Genomic DNA, 15,899 nt, shown 5'->3' with positions numbered 1-15,899 from the left:
GTTAGCAGGTTCATTGCCTTCTAAAATTTTTAAAAATTATCAAGCTAAAAGTAAAAATGAGGTATGAAATTTAAGTTAATGACTGAAATTAAAAAATTAGAACTTAATAAAAATAATTTATGCAAACGATCTGGTGGCTTAACTTTTAATAAATATAGATCAACCTGTAAACCCTTACAGGTGTAATAAGAAACACTCGCACTTAAAATATAATGTGAATTTATATTTTAAACAAAAAGTATATTCATTTTTATTAAAAGCCCCAGCTAGAAATGTAATTTCTGAATTAGCGAATTTCAAGGGTGAATTATAATTAATCGGAGTAAGTTATGGCTGTAATGGATACGGATAATATCATTGCAACATTGGAATCCCACGCAAATTTAAATGGAAGTAAGGTTGCTTTCGAGTATTTAGGGCGTAAATCGGGTGGTATTCATTCTCTTACGTATGAAGACTTGAATGCACGAGTTCAACATCAAGCTCAAATATTAATGAATCTTGTAGACAGTGGTGATCGTGCCGTATTGCTGTTCGAGCCTGGGCTAGACTTTATCGTATCTTTTTTTGCTTGTCTGAAAGCTAAAATTATCGCAGTACCAGTTAGCTTGCCGTTTAATCGTAATGGTTTTTCTAATATTTTGAATATTATGAATGACTGTGAACCAAAAATAGTACTTACAACAAAAAAGATTCTTGAGCTATCAGGCCTGATCACATTAAAGGCTCAAAATGAAAGTTTAATACTACATGCCGTTGATGCCGAATTGAAGCGTGATTTGGTAGAAAAAGATTTTCCGCTCATTGTAGAAGATGATATTTGCTTCCTGCAGTATACCTCGGGATCAACAGGTTGGCCTAAAGGTGTAATCGTTACCCATAAAAATATTATGGCAAATGAAGTGATGATTGCCGAAGCCTTTTGTACGCAGCCAGATGATATTGGCCTGACATGGTTGCCTGTTTATCACGATATGGGATTAATTGGCTCGGTTTTGCAGACCGTGTACGTGGGGCTGACTTGTTATGTCATGTCACCGCTGGACTTTATCCGTAAACCCCTTAAATGGCTACAATTTATTAGCGATAAAGGCGTCACTATTAGCGGCGGACCAAACTTTGCCTATGAATTGTGCTTGCATCGCATCTCAGATGAGGATGCTGCATCGCTTGATCTGAGTCGCGTTCGTGTAATGTTTAACGGTGCCGAGCCAATCAAGGCTCATGTTATGCAGCGCTTCATGGAGAAGTTTAATACTCAGTCGCAATTGAAGTTAGATACTTTTTTGCCATGCTATGGCTTGGCGGAAGTTACGCTCTTAGTCAGTGGTGTGACTGGTCCTCTTAATGCAATTTCGCTTGATCGTGACAAGTTAAATGCCCACTTGGTACAGACCAGTCAAGACCAGAATGCTGTGCAAGTGGTGAGCTGTGGCAAGATCTCTGCACACATTGATTGCCGTATTGTTAATCCACATACCCGCAAAGAGGTAGGGGCTGATGAAGTCGGTGAAATCTGGCTAGTAGGTGAGAGTGTCACTGCGGGTTACTGGCAGAAGCCAGAGGTCAATCAGGAAACCTTTGCTGCAACCATCCTCGATAAGGCAGATAAGCCTAGTCAAGTGCATTACTTAAGAACGGGGGATATGGGCTTTGTTAAAGATGGAAACCTGTATGTGACTGGTCGTCTTAAGGATGTGATTATCATTCGTGGCAAGAACTATTACCCACAAGATATCGAATGCTCTGTTGAAATGGCACATCCTGCTGTTCGTAAAGGCTGTGTTGCAGCAGTGAATGTTGCTGATTCTGACGGTGTTACGGTTGTACTTGAAATCAAGAAGAAGTCACTAGACAAGACTCTCAATTTTGAAGCCATTAGAACTCAGGTCAAGGAACAAGTGACAGCTGAGATTGGCTTGCCTGTAGACGGTGTCTTTTTACTGCATCAGGGCCGAATAAATAAGACCACGAGCGGCAAAATCAGAAGAAGAAAAATTAAAGAGCAGATCGAACGCGGTCAACTGGTCTGTTTAACCCATCCAAACCGTAGAACGGTGATTGCTCGAAACTATGTCAAGAACGGTTTAGAAGTCATCCGTGATCGTGAGCAGCGGGGGCAGCTGATTCGTTATAGCTCCAATCTACTCAACTCAATGATCAAGGAACGTGAAGTACGCACGCTGATTTTTAATCGTCTGAAAAGTGCTTTGTTTTAACCCTTACCTTTTAATCATTTGAGTGAAAATTCATGTCACTTACATCCAATTTGCGGCAGTTTCAATCTGCCGCTCGTCTGGAGCAAATTTTAGGCTCCGTACATGATACCAACAACGACTTTTCTTGGTCCGCTGCCATCGAACGTGATGAGAAAGAACAGTACCCTCAGCGTGCTGTTGATTTTCTGAATGCGGTAGGTATGAACCGTTTCTATGTACCTTCAGAGCTTGGAGGTCGTATGGAAATTGGTGAAGAGTTGCTATATCTGCATCGCGTGTTGGCACGACGCGATCTAACCATCAATTCGACTTATAGTACGAATGCTTGGTCTGTGATCGTATGGATCGGCGGTAATGTGACTCAATGCCAAAACATTGCTAGTCGAATTTTGAGTGGTGCTGCACCAGCGCTGGCTTATAGTGAGAAAGCGCATGGAGCTGACCTTCTATCTAGTGAAGTAACTGCACAAGCCACGGAAAGCAAGTACGTTTTGAATGGCGAAAAATGGTCAATCAATCGCGCTACTCTAGGCGACTCTTTAAGTCTGATTGCTAAAACGTCGGATGACCGTGGACCACGTAGCCTGAGTGCATTTTGGCTTGATAAACGCCATATGGTTTCTAAGGGAACTTATAGTCTGAATCGCCTGCCAACAGTGGGTATGCGTGGGCTAGATATCAGTGGTATTGGCTTTAACAATGCTGAAATTCACAAAGACGCTCTAATTGGTGAAGAAGGCCAAGGGTTAGAGCTTGGGCTGAAGACTCTACAGGTAACACGTGCATATTGCAGCAGTTTCTCTCTAGGTGCTGGCGATACGATGCTACGCATCGCAACCGAGTTTGCTATTGAACGCGAGTTATATAACAAAAAAGTAATAAGTATTCCGCTAGTGCGTGAGCAACTCGCTACAGCCTATGCTTATCTTTTAGCAGCTGAGGTGTTATCACTCGTTGGTGCGCGTGGGTTACACGTTTGTATTAATCAGTTCAGCACATGGTCACCGATCATTAAGGTACTGGTGCCTGAGTATGTAGAGTCACTCGCTAAGATCACTTCCTCAGTGCTTGGATCGCGTTTTTTCTTAAGAAATGCATATGCTGATGGAATGTACCAGAAAGCTTTCAGAGATCATCTGATTGTTAGTGTGTTTGACGGCAGTAGCACCGTCTGTCTAGACAGCCTGAGTTTTCAGCTCAAGTCTGCCAATAAAGGCCGTAGCAAAAAAGTAAACCATCTCGACCAAGCCGAAGCTAAAGCACGCTATCACCAGTTATATGACTTACAGGTGAAGACGGATGCTATTGATTTTCGTGAGCTTGAGATTTTCAACCGCGATGGTGACTTGGTGATGGAGTCACTGGGAACGATCATCGAGATGCTCAACGATGCGGACGTTACAGAGGGAATGACTGCTGAGATTCTGTCCCCGTTACGTGAACGTGCTGATCAACTTCTTATCGAGCAGCGCACGCTAGATCAAAAAATTCAGGATTATTTCTCAAATTCAGAAGCGGCCAAAGAGTTTGAAACATTACGTTTCAGCTTGGCCCGTGACTATGCCGAGTTATTTGCTCGCATTGCTGTGCTGGGTTTTTGGATATTTAACCGTCATGGCTTAAGACCTGCTTTGCAGGATGGTGCGTGGCTGATCATTTTCCTAAATGCTGCTGAAGGGCAAACATCCCCTCCAATGACATCACTACGTGAAAGCACATTGGCAGATCTGCTAGACCGAATTTCAACCAACCATATGTTATCTGTCATCGATTTTGCACTGGCACCACGTGATGCCAAACCGGTTAAAGAGGAAATTACCCCATGAATAAAGATAAAGCTTACTGGAGCGCAATCATTCGTACGCTAGTAGCCAAAGAAATGCGCGTAGAGCCTGAGACGATTAATCCAGATCAAAAATTTACCAGTTACGGTCTTGACTCGATCGTTGCTTTGTCTGTGTCTGGGGATTTAGAAGATCTGACAAAACTAGAGCTTGAACCGACATTACTATGGGATTACCCGACAATTAATGCGTTGGCTGAATATCTTGTTTCTGAGTTGCAACAGGGAGTTGCTTCGTGAATAACCTTGTACGACTAGAACCAGAAGTTCTGTCACGTCATGCGATTTCTGCAGAACAGCTCGGCATCTGGTATATCCAGCGCCTTGAGTCGACCTGCAGTGCCTACAATATGGTGGTGGCCTTTGATGTGAAGGTCAACCAACCATTAGGCAATAAGCCGATGGAGATTCTAGAAGCGGTAATGCATGATTATCCGCTGCTACGTGTAAGTATGCCTGCCAATGATCAGGGTATTGAGCAACTTATCTGGGATCGAATCTATCCTAATATCGTCTTCTCTGATGCTCGCCATGTCGATGCATCTGATTTGACACAATTGGTCGAGCAGGATACTAAACAGCCGTTTGATCTAACTCAGCCACCGCTGTGGCGTATTCATTGTTATGAACGTGGTGAAAATCACTATGTGATTGCAGTCGTGATTCATCATGCGCTCATGGATTTTTGGTCAATTGGTCTGTTGCTGAGAGAAATTAGTAAACGTTTTGGACTAGTTACAGAGTCAGACGTAGTGAACGGAATCGAGTTCGCACAGTATGCTGATAAGCAGCAGAGCAGCGTAATCGATGATACTGATGAAAGTTTAATTTTCTGGAAAAATGCACTGAAGCATGCACCACACGTGCATAGCATTCCGCTTGATTATCCTCGACCAGCTGTGCAGCAACACAAAGGTAGCTCGCTGGTGTTCCGTGTGCCTGAATCAGTGTCGTCTGGACTTGTGAACTTAGCCAAAGATTATGAGATCACACTGTTTGGACTTGTACTATCTGGTTTCTATATCCTGCTACACAAGCTATCAAATGAAAATGAACTCGTTATTGCTACACCTGTAGCTGGTCGACTTGAGCGCTCGTTGCGCAATGCGCTGGGGCAGTTTGTCAATACGATTGCTATTCACATGGACATTGATGCTGACCAGACTTTACGTCAATTTACACAGCAGGTTCAGGAACAATTAAGACAGAGCCTCAAGCATCAAAAAGTTGCCTTTTCCAGAGTAGTTGAAGCTGTTTCACCAAAGCGCGATGGTAGTATTAACCCATTAGCTCAGGTGGGAATGTTCTGGGAACGTCTAGGTGGTATGGATGAGTTTAAAGAACTACTCCTGCCAATACAGACTCCAGCGACTTTGGTCGGCCAAGACCTGACCTTAGGAAGTTTTCCAGTTCGCCAGCAAGAAGGTCAATTAGATCTTACGCTGGAAATGGGTGGTGAATATCAAGGCGAACTAGTTGGTGTACTGAAATATAACTCTGAGCTGTTTTCTGCACAGTCTGCCGAGAATATGGTGCAACTGCTGCAAGCTGTACTATCAGAGATGGTGGCTCATCCTGAACGTAAGATCGTTGAGTTAGATATTGCGCCTGATTATAAAAATGGCATTCAGTTTGAGGCCCTACGTGGACAGGCGACTGATTATCCTCAACATGATCTACTGGCAATGATTTTAAAGCAGATTGATGAGCGTGGTGACAATCATGCTTTGACCTCGAAGGATCATGCGGTTAGCTATCGTGACTTAGGTCAACATATCGCTGGTATTGCTGAATATTTGCGTGCGCATGGCGTTACCCGTGGCAATCGTGTAGGTCTGATGTTAGATCGTACAGCTTTATTGCCAGCAGCAATCCTCGGGATTTGGGCGGCAGGAGCAGCTTATGTACCGCTAGATCCTAATTTCCCAAGTGAACGTTTGCACAACATCATCGAAGATGCTGAACCTAAAGTTATCTTGACTCAAACCGAGTTGATGGATGCTCTTAACGTTTCTGTGCCGCGTTTAGATATCAATCAAGCTGGTGTTGTGCCACTTGAACAAGTGCGCGAGACGCTTGCCTTTGGTGACATAGCTTATGTGATGTACACATCAGGCTCGACAGGTAAACCTAAAGGTGTTCGTATTGGGCATCCTTCAATCATCAATTTCTTGCTATCTATGAATGATAGATTGCAAGTGACTGCTGACACTCAGCTATTAGCAATCACCACTTATGCATTTGATATTTCAATTCTTGAATTACTCATTCCGCTAATGTACGGCGGTGTAGTGCATGTTTGCCCACGTGAAGTATCACAAGACGGCAATCAATTGGTGGATTATCTAAATACTAAATCTATCAATGTCTTGCAGGCAACACCGGCTTCTTGGAAAATGCTCTTAGACAGCGAGTGGAGTGGCAATGCGGGAATGACAGCACTCTGTGGAGGCGAAGCGCTAGATACTATTCTGGCAGAAAAACTGTTAGGTAAAGTCGGTTGTCTATGGAATGTCTATGGCCCGACTGAAACTACAGTGTGGTCTAGTGCGGCTCGTATCACCGATGCAAAAAATATTGATTTAGGCGAACCTCTGGCGAACACCCAGCTTTATGTCCTTGATGAACAGCAACGTTTAGTCCCACCAGGTGTCATGGGAGAGCTTTGGATTGGTGGTGATGGTCTGGCAGTTGATTACTGGCATCGACCTGAGCTGACAGATGCCCAATTTAGAACATTGCCATCTCTACCAAATGCTGGTCGACTCTATCGTACCGGAGATAAAGTCTGTCTGCGTACCGATGGAAGTTTAACTCATCATGGACGTCTAGATTTCCAAGTCAAGATTCGTGGATTCCGTATTGAACTAGGCGAAATCGAGAATGTTATCAAACAGATCGACGGTATCACCGATGCAGTTGTACTGGTTAAGAGTACAGCCAGCAACGATCAAAAACTGGTGGCTTATTTAACCGGCCATGAGATTGATATTGCTAGTTTGAAAAAGACGATGCAAATCCATTTACCAGCTTACATGGTACCAAATACGTTTATGACGTTGGATGAATTTCCAATGACGGCCAACAATAAGTTGGATCGTAAAGCGTTTCCTGAGCCTGTGTTTGAACAAAGTAACGATTATGTTGCACCACGTGATCCGATTGAAATTGAACTCTGTACTACTTTTGAGCAGATTTTATCGGTTAAACGGGTTGGTATACATGATGACTTCTTTGACTTGGGTGGACATTCGTTACTTGCTGTGAAGCTTGTTAATCACCTCAAAAAAGCATTTGGCACCGAACTATCAGTTGCTTTGCTGGCCCAATATTCCACTGTAGAGAGTTTGGGTGAGATCATTCGTGAAAATAAAGAAATTAAGCCTTCCATTGTAATTGAACTGCGCCGGGGAACCTATGAACAACCACTTTGGCTGTTCCATCCAATTGGTGGCAGTACCTTCTGTTATATGGAGCTTTCGCGTCATCTCAATCCGAAACGTACCTTGCGTGCTATTCAGTCTCCTGGACTGATTGAGGCAGATGCTGCGGAAGTGGCAATCGAAGATATGGCAACGCTCTATATTGCTGAAATGCAAAAGATGCAGCCTGAGGGACCTTATTTCCTCGGTGGATGGTGCTTTGGTGGTGCGATCGCATACGAGATCAGTCATCAGTTGCGTCAAATGGGGCAGCAGGTCACAGGTATTGTCATGATCGATACCCGTGCTCCAATTCCAGAGAATGTGCCTGAAGATGCTGATGATGCGATGCTTTTATCTTGGTTTGCCCGTGATTTGGCTGCGCCTTACGGCAAGAGGTTGACGATCCCAGCACAATACTTGCGTGAATTGAGTCCAGATCACATGTTTGATCATGTGCTTAAAGAAGCCAAGGCTATTAATGTCCTGCCTCTAGATGCAGACCCATCAGATTTCCGACTTTACTTTGATACCTATTTGGCGAATGGCATCGCACTCCAGACTTATTTCCCAGAGCCTGAAGAGTTTCCGATTCTTTTTGTGAAGGCCAAAGATGAACCAGAAGATTTTGGGGAAAGCCTAGGTTGGGATCAATTGGTTAAAGACACCTTTAAACAGGTGGATCTTCCTGGTGATCATTCATCAATTATGTACGCTGAGAATGTCGTGGCTGTTGCCCAGACAATTGATCAGATGTATCCAATTCCCGCATAAGAAATACAAGAAGGTAGAACTACTATGGTGACCATAGAACATGCTTTCCTCATACCGGCCGAGATTGACAAGGTTTTTAACTATCTTGCAAACCCGGCCAATGATGCAGGTTGGCAATTGTCGTGTAAGCATTCTGAACTGCTAGACAATACTCCGCGTGTGGGCAGTAAGTATGAAATCGGTTTTAGCTTTATTGGTCGTGAAATGTCCTTTAAAGGTGAAATTACCCATCTAGTACCGAACGAATTGTATGCATTTAAAGTAGTGGAGGGGCCCTTTCACTACACAGGTACTTACCGTTTCAAACCACATCCGGAAGGTACATGGATTGAATGGGTGTTTGAAGCTGAACCAGGTAGTTTTTTTGGTGTATTGCCGCCAGCATTGCTAAAAAAGATGGTGCTCGCCCAGTTCAAAAAAGATGTCGATAATCTCGAGGCTCTAGCTCAGAAGGGTGAAGCCTATGAGTCGACTGGCACTGAAAGTAAGCCAACGCACGAGACCAATAAGCCACCTCGCAAGACTGATCAGATGATGGAGCAATATGCGCGTTGGATTCTTAGCCATCGCCGTATTGTGCTGACGGTGGTAATGCTTTTGACGATTGCACTGGCGTATCTCGCATCTGGTGTAAAAATTATTATTGATCCAGATGCGCTTGCGCCCAAAGGGCATCCTTATATCACCTCGACCAAGCTGATAGAAAAGAAATTCGGCTCCAAGTACATGGTCGTGATTGGTATTACACCGAAGCAGGGTGATATTTATCAGCCGCAAGTGTTAGAAAAAGTCAAACGCATTACCGAAGAGGTTGATAATGCTCCGGGTGTGGTTCGATCTACTCTGATGAGTCTGGCTGCACGTCAGGCCAAAGGGATCACGGCGAATTCGGATGGCTTTGATGCTAAGAAATTACTGCCGAACAGTTCTGTGACCGAAGGTGATGTCGATCAGCTGAAAAAACTGTTGACACTGAATCCAATCTACATGAATTCGGTCGTATCCAAAGATCAGAAAACTGCTGCTATTTTGCTTGAGCTTGAGGAAAGTCCAGAGGGCTTCCAAAAGATGATGGGTCCGATCAACAAGATCGTAGCGGCTGAACAGTCTAAGGATATGACCATTAGTGTCGGCGGTAATCCTGTTTATTTGGATAAAGCCGAAGATTACTCTAAACGGATCAATATCTTGTTCCCGATTGCCATACTGGTCATTGGGTTATTGCACTTCGAAGCATTCCGTAGTAAGCAGGGTTTGATCTTGCCACTTGTTACAGCTTTACTGGCTGTGGCATGGGGTATGGGCATGATGGGGCTGTTCAAACAGCCAATGGATATCTTTAACTCTCCTACACCTATTCTGATTCTCGCCATTGCGGCAGGGCACGCCGTTCAGTTGCTCAAGCGATACTATGAAGACTTTGATCGACTGACTGCCCAAGGTGTGGAACCTAAAGCTGCGAATAGCGAAGCCGTGGTGCAGTCTATGGTTCGTGTTGGTCCGGTTATGATATTGGCTGGCGGTATTGCAGCGGCTGGATTCTTCTCTCTGTTGACCTTTAATATTCCGACTATCCGTTCATTCGGTATTTTTACAGGAATCGGGATTATCAGTACGCTGATTATTGAGATGACTTTTATTCCTGTACTTCGCTCGATGCTACCACCGCCTTCGGTTACCAAGGTCGCACGCAAAGGTTTACCGATCTGGGACTGGATTCCAAAACGCATTGGCGATGTCATTTTGTCAGTTCGTCCGCGAATGATGCTAATGACTGTGATTGCAGTACTGGGTGTTTTTCTTGCTATTGGCACAAGCCGTATTGTGGTGGATAACGATAGCCGAAACTTTTTCTCGCGCGACCTACCAATGCAGCAAGATGACAGATTTCTGAATCAGTCTCTTGGTGGCACAAACAGTCTCTACATCATGGTCGATACAAAGGTTCGTGATGGTATTGAAAATCCAGAAATTCTAAAAGCGATTGATAATACAGAAAAGTTCGCGAATTCAATTCCAGAGGTCGGTAAAACCATCTCTATCGTGGACTATATCAAGAGAATGAATCAGGCAATGAATGCCGATCAGCCACAGGCATTTCAGGTTCCAGCAACCAAAGATGTTGTTGCTCAGTATCTACTGTTGTATTCAATGTCTGGTGAACCGACTGATTTTGAATCTTACATTGATACGACTCAGCGCTATGCCAAGATCACGATTCTGTTAAAAACAGGTAGTAATCATCGTATTAAAGAAATCCTTGAGTCGCTAAAAACATATATGGCGGGTCAATTGGGTGATAAGGCTGTTGTGAGTTTTGGTGGTGATGTGACTCAAACCATCGCTTTAACTGAAACCATGGTTCACGGCAAACTCATGAATATTCTACAGATTTCATTTGCCGTATTCTTTATCTCTGCGCTGGTCTTCCGCTCACTTTCGGCTGGGTTGATTGTCCTGACACCACTTCTGTTCTCAATTCTTGCCATCTTTGGCGTGATGGGCTGGCTCGATATTCCGCTCAATATTCCGAACTCCCTCATCTCGGCCATGGCTGTCGGTATTGGTGCAGATTATGCCATTTACTTCCTCTATCGCTTGCGTGAAATCTTGCGCGAAGAAGGGGGCGATATCAAAGATGCTATTCGTAAAACTTTAAGTACTGCTGGTAAGGCTTCACTTTTTGTCGCGACTGCGGTTGCTGGTGGTTACGGTGTGCTGTCCTTGTCGCAAGGCTTCCACGTCCATCAATGGCTAGCGATGTTTATTGTGATTGCGATGCTTTTCAGTGTATTTGCAACCTTAATTATGGTACCTACAATGATTCTAATGTTGAAACCTCGTTTTATCTTTCCCTCAAATAAAAAGAACATTACCGTTGCACAAACTGTTGTGACAAGTCTTTTGTTGGGTACTGCACTCACCATGTCGATGCCTAAAACATCTTATGCAGATGAAGTTCAAGACATTGTTAATCGTAGTGATGATGCCTCTAAGTTCTTGTCTTCAAGCGCTAGCGCCAAATTCATTTTGACTTCTAAAAATGGCGAGCAACGCGTACGTTTGACTAAAAATATGACTAAGCTTGCTGGAAATACTCAGAACAATATGCGTTTGACTGAATTCATCTCACCAGCAGATGTACAGGGAACCACGACGCTGTTGATTGAGAATGCGAAAGGCAGTGATAGCATGTTTGTCTATTTGCCTGCATTGAAAAAAGTACGCCGTCTTGCATCAGCGAATAAGGGTGATGCTTTTATTGGTACGGACTTTAGTTATGGTGATGTGCTTGGCTATAAGCTCAGTGACTGGAAGTATACGAAACTGGCAGATGGCAAATTTAATGGCAAAGATTGCTACATGATTGAAGCAACGCCAATTAACAATACTGTGAAGAGTGACTTTGGTTATAGCAAACGTCGCATGTGCATACTCAAAGATAACTTTGTTACAGCAACCATCGACATTTGGGATACAGCAGGTAAGCCGTTAAAACATATTGAATTCACCGATATCCGTCCTTACGGCAAAGTGAAACCAAGATGGCAAGCCATGAAATCTATGGCGAAAAATCTGCAAACTCAACATATGACACAAGTAATCGTCAATGATTTTGTCGCAGAAAAAACCTTATCCGATAAGCTTTTCTCACCGCAGAGTCTTGAAAAATGACGCAAGGTGCCTATTGGGTATTTGCATGCTGCAGTAGCTTTATGCTGCTGCAGCATGCTCATGCAGATGACAGCGAAATTAGTTTTGTGAGCCAGAACTCAGCCAGACTCGATGTGTGGTCATCAGATCGTGATTTAAGTTCATTAAAAAACATTGGACAAGCAAGTTTCTGGTCCAATGGTACGCTCAAGTTTAACCCTGAGTTTAAGATCCATTACGACATAAATATTGGAGACGAAACGGACCATACTGTAAACCCAGATCAGGTAAGTAAGGTGAATCGCAACTTACGTGAGTTGTACGCATCTTATAACTGGGATCAGACGGTTTATCTCGACTTTGGTCGCCAGATTGTAGTCTGGGGAAGAGCTGACGGGATTAACCCAACAGATAACCTATCGCCCCGTGACTATACGCGTCTAGTGCCCGATGAGACAGATCAGCGTCTTGGAAATGATGCAATCAAATTGACATATATTCCTGAATCGGGAACCAATAAATGGACAGCATTGTGGTATCCGCGTAGTCGTTCAGATGTGATGCCATTGCGCCAGATTTCTGGTGTCCAGTATGAAATAGATAAGAAGAGCCGTCCTGCATTTGCAATGCGCTGGGATTATTCTGTAGATGGTCTCGATGTTGGTGCATCGTATTTCTCAGGTTTGGATCACATGCCCGATCTGTCAATTCTTTCTGCATCTCCAACAGGGGAGGCAACATTGCAGCTGAAAAATAATCCTATGTCCGTCTATGGATTTGATTTCAGTTATAACCATAACGATATCGTATGGCGCGGTGAAGCGGCATATACCCACACTGACTCGAATGGTAGTGAAGATCTTACGCACAAAAAAAATAATCTGACCGTGGTCATGGGTCCAGAATTAGCATTAAAGAATTCCACGCTAAGTTTGGTTGGCGTATACAAACATACGGAGGACTTTAGATCTGCCGACAGCTTAACAAATCCAGTATTGAGAGAAGTGTATCGTTATCAGCAAACAATCAGTGACCAATATGAGCAGGATCAGTATGGAGCTATGCTGCGCTATGCACTTAATTTACTGAATGATAATCTAAAATTAGAAGTAACAGGATTCTACTTTGCACCAGAGCCTAATGAATTGTTGAGAGTACGTATTAATTACAGCCTTGATGATCACTGGCAATTGAATGTAGGTGGAGATCGCTTCTGGGGTAGAAATGATACGGTGTTAGGACAATTTAGAGATAACAGTCTGGTGTATGCCCAGGTTCGATATAATTTTTAAGATAATTCGCTCCAAAACAATGCTGGGAGTGCCCAGTCCCTAATAAGGTGATTTATGGATAATTTAAATAACGCAAAAAAAGATAATTTTTCACGGAAGACCATATTAGTAACAGGTGCAGCAGGTTTTATTGGTAGCAGACTGATCGTTGATCTTCTGCGTGAAGGTCATCAGGTGATTGCTGCGCTGCGTAATGCCGCAACCAAGAAAGATAAGCTGTTAGGTTTCATTGCAACGCAAGGGTTAGTTGATCCGTCTATTTCGTTTGTCGAATATGATTTAAGCCGCGATTTTAAGCTGGACTCTCTGCTAGCGGATGCTCAGGCAAAGATCCATGTGATTTATCATCTTGCTGCATCCTTTAATTGGGGCATTAGCAAAGCTGAAGCTGAGCGTACCAATATTAAGTCAGGACTTGCCTTGATTGAATGGGCTGCAACATTGAAGCAGCTTGAGCGATTTATCTGGATTGGTGGATATCGTGTGGCTACTCCGCCACAAGAGTCGGCTGATGAGTTGTATTGCAAACATGGTGGCTATGAAGCTTCAAAAATTTTGGGTTATCAAGCTTTCATTGAGGCCTGTAAGCGTTTAAATGTACCATGGACTGCAATAAATCCAGCGACAGTCATTGATGGTTTCTATACATATGGCGATATGCAGTATATAGGTGTTGCTGACATGATTGATAAGCTCTATCAGGGACGTCTGCTGGCATTGCCAGGTGGTCGTGACACATTCCTGCCACTATGCAATATGCAGTATATCGTGAGCTTTTTGATCCGAACGATGTCTTATCCTGAGACTATTGCTCAGGAGTATATGTTGCTTGATCCTGCGACGCCGAAATTTCATCGTCTCGTTCACCTAGCTGCCGAGCATTTGGGAGTCAGCACACCACATTTACAAGTACCCAAAGGTCTATTAGAGAAATTACCTGAGGTATTGCTTGATGGTTCTAAAGAACAACTCTCTTTCATCTCTACCGAGCACTATCATGTTGCCGGGGCAGAGGCGATGGCAACGAAAATGGGCATCGCAGACCTGATCAATGTCACTCCTTATTTTTCTCGTTGGATTGATCGTTTGGTGCTTACACGCTTTGGTCGTATGCAAGTACCAATACCTAGTCATTTCAGCTATCAGAATCGATATTGGACAGAAATCTATACTAAACAGCCGATTAGTTCTGACACATCATCTGCATTATTTTTACATGGGATCCCATTTGATAGTGCATGCTGGTCTCCAATCATCAATAAAATCACATACGATCAGGTCGCTATGATGGATCTGCCGGGACTTGGGCGTTCAGGCAGTTATGAGATGATGGAAGACAATAACCATCAATTTATTGATGCCGCTGCAAAACTTTTAGCGCCAAATAGTGTTGTTATTGCACATTCGTTAGGATGTCTTTTTGCTTTGAATCTTGCAAAGAAATATCCAGATAAAGTTGCGTGCCTCATCCTCATATCGCCTTATTTTGTTCAGGCGCAGGCCGCTAAAATGTTTCAGATACAAGCCATATCTAATCTGATTTTCCGTTTTGTGCCGAAAGATATGATTGCTAAAGACTTGCATCCAGATGGGCAAAAAAATCCGTCTGTTGGTTATGCGATGGATTCATTACGTCGAGTGTCGGTAGCCAAGCATATTAGTGAGTACATGCACCGTATTAGTTTGCCCCAGCAGCGAGCAACTCAGACAGCTTTGTTAAACGAACTTAGTTCTAAAGTTGAAATCATTGTGGGAGATAAAGATCCAATTGTTACCACAATAAGCGTAGATATCCCTATACATATTATCGCTGGCGCAGGCCATAATCCACACGTTACACATGTAGATGCGGTTTCTGACTATCTCGCACCTGTTCTAATGAAATATAACAGCACTACCGCTTCCTAATGTCTGATCGTGCCCAAGTGCAGGTCTATGTCTGCCCAGTTTCACGGGTACCACAAGACCATATGGTATTGAGTCATTATCTCGGCTTTCTCAGTTCGGCAGAGAAGCTGAGATATGATCAATATCATCCTAAGGCGGCTCGCCTTTTCTTGATCTCTCGTGTGTTAGTGAAGACTGTCTTGGCAGATAAACTAGGTATCGCACCTTATGAGGTCAACCTCCAGTTACATCCCAACGGCAAGCCTTTTGTGCAAGGCAGCAAGGCTGTGTATTTTAATCTTACTCACTCAGCAGACGTTATTATCCTTGTTGTGACTGAAGAAGGGGAAATAGGAGTCGATATTGAAAGAGTGGATCGTGAGTTCGATTGGATGCGTGTCGATAGTGTGTTAGATCTAAGTGAAATTGAATGGATTAAAGAGAATAAACTCACTGATCTATCCAGTGTATACCAGCGGTTTTTTCAAATATGGACCTTAAAAGAATCCTATATTAAATGTACTGGCGAAGGAATGAGCCGTCATTTAAAGAAGCTCAACTTTTATGTGTTGCCTGAGCATATACAATTTCTCGACTCAACCAATAATGCTCAAAAGGCAGAAGAGTATTATTTTGAAAGCTATATATATGATTCTAACTTCATCTTTTCTATATGTTTGCAACAAAGTTGTAGCCTAAAGCGCTTTAACTTGGACTGTTTTCAATTATTACCCTTTATATCTAGGCATCGAATAACTCCAACACCTTGTAAATATAGCTAGATTTAATCGTTATAACTGACGATTTA

Annotated in this window: 8 protein-coding genes; all 8 read left to right on the top strand. The window is 43.3% G+C overall.

The window, feature by feature from the left end; all coding sequences use genetic code 11:
• Window positions 1-329 precede the first annotated feature (329 nt).
• The 8 genes from HUN22_RS04205 to HUN22_RS04170 are packed head-to-tail and all read left to right on the top strand — an operon-like array spanning window position 330 to window position 15,873.
• Window positions 330-2,219: a fatty acyl-AMP ligase gene (locus tag HUN22_RS04205; RefSeq protein ID WP_174726629.1), complete on the top strand. Its 1,890-nt coding sequence runs from the start codon at window positions 330-332 to the stop codon at window positions 2,217-2,219.
• A gap of 50 nt (window positions 2,220-2,269) precedes the next feature.
• Window positions 2,270-4,045 (top strand): acyl-CoA dehydrogenase, encoded by a 1,776-nt coding sequence (locus HUN22_RS04200; protein ID WP_174726631.1) that lies wholly within the window; start codon window positions 2,270-2,272, stop codon window positions 4,043-4,045.
• The gene (locus tag HUN22_RS04195; protein WP_004795344.1) at window positions 4,042-4,302 is read left to right on the top strand and encodes an acyl carrier protein; all 261 of its coding nucleotides are present in this window, start codon (window positions 4,042-4,044) and stop codon (window positions 4,300-4,302) included. The genes HUN22_RS04200 and HUN22_RS04195 overlap by 4 nt, the downstream gene beginning before the upstream one ends.
• On the top strand, window positions 4,299-8,258 hold the full coding sequence (locus HUN22_RS04190) for a non-ribosomal peptide synthetase (protein ID WP_174726628.1): 3,960 nt from the start codon (window positions 4,299-4,301) through the stop codon (window positions 8,256-8,258). The genes HUN22_RS04195 and HUN22_RS04190 overlap by 4 nt, the downstream gene beginning before the upstream one ends.
• A 24-nt stretch (window positions 8,259-8,282) precedes the next feature.
• Window positions 8,283-11,933, top strand: coding sequence for an outer membrane lipoprotein-sorting protein (locus tag HUN22_RS04185; RefSeq protein WP_174726627.1), 3,651 nt, complete (start codon window positions 8,283-8,285; stop codon window positions 11,931-11,933).
• The gene (locus HUN22_RS04180; RefSeq protein WP_174726626.1) at window positions 11,930-13,204 is read left to right on the top strand and encodes a porin; all 1,275 of its coding nucleotides are present in this window, start codon (window positions 11,930-11,932) and stop codon (window positions 13,202-13,204) included. Before HUN22_RS04185 ends, HUN22_RS04180 begins: the two co-directional genes overlap by 4 nt.
• Window positions 13,205-13,258: 54 nt before the next feature.
• A complete protein-coding gene (locus HUN22_RS04175; RefSeq protein WP_174726625.1) occupies window positions 13,259-15,112 on the top strand; it encodes an alpha/beta fold hydrolase in 1,854 nt (617 codons plus the stop codon).
• Window positions 15,112-15,873 (top strand): 4'-phosphopantetheinyl transferase family protein, encoded by a 762-nt coding sequence (locus HUN22_RS04170; protein WP_174726624.1) that lies wholly within the window; start codon window positions 15,112-15,114, stop codon window positions 15,871-15,873. Before HUN22_RS04175 ends, HUN22_RS04170 begins: the two co-directional genes overlap by 1 nt.
• Window positions 15,874-15,899: the final 26 nt, after the last annotated feature.

It is taken from the genome of Acinetobacter lactucae (assembly GCF_013344765.1).
Taxonomy (GTDB): domain Bacteria; phylum Pseudomonadota; class Gammaproteobacteria; order Pseudomonadales; family Moraxellaceae; genus Acinetobacter; species Acinetobacter lactucae_A.
The sequence above is the reverse complement of the archived record's forward strand: the minus strand, read 5'-3'. Positions and strand labels throughout refer to the sequence as shown.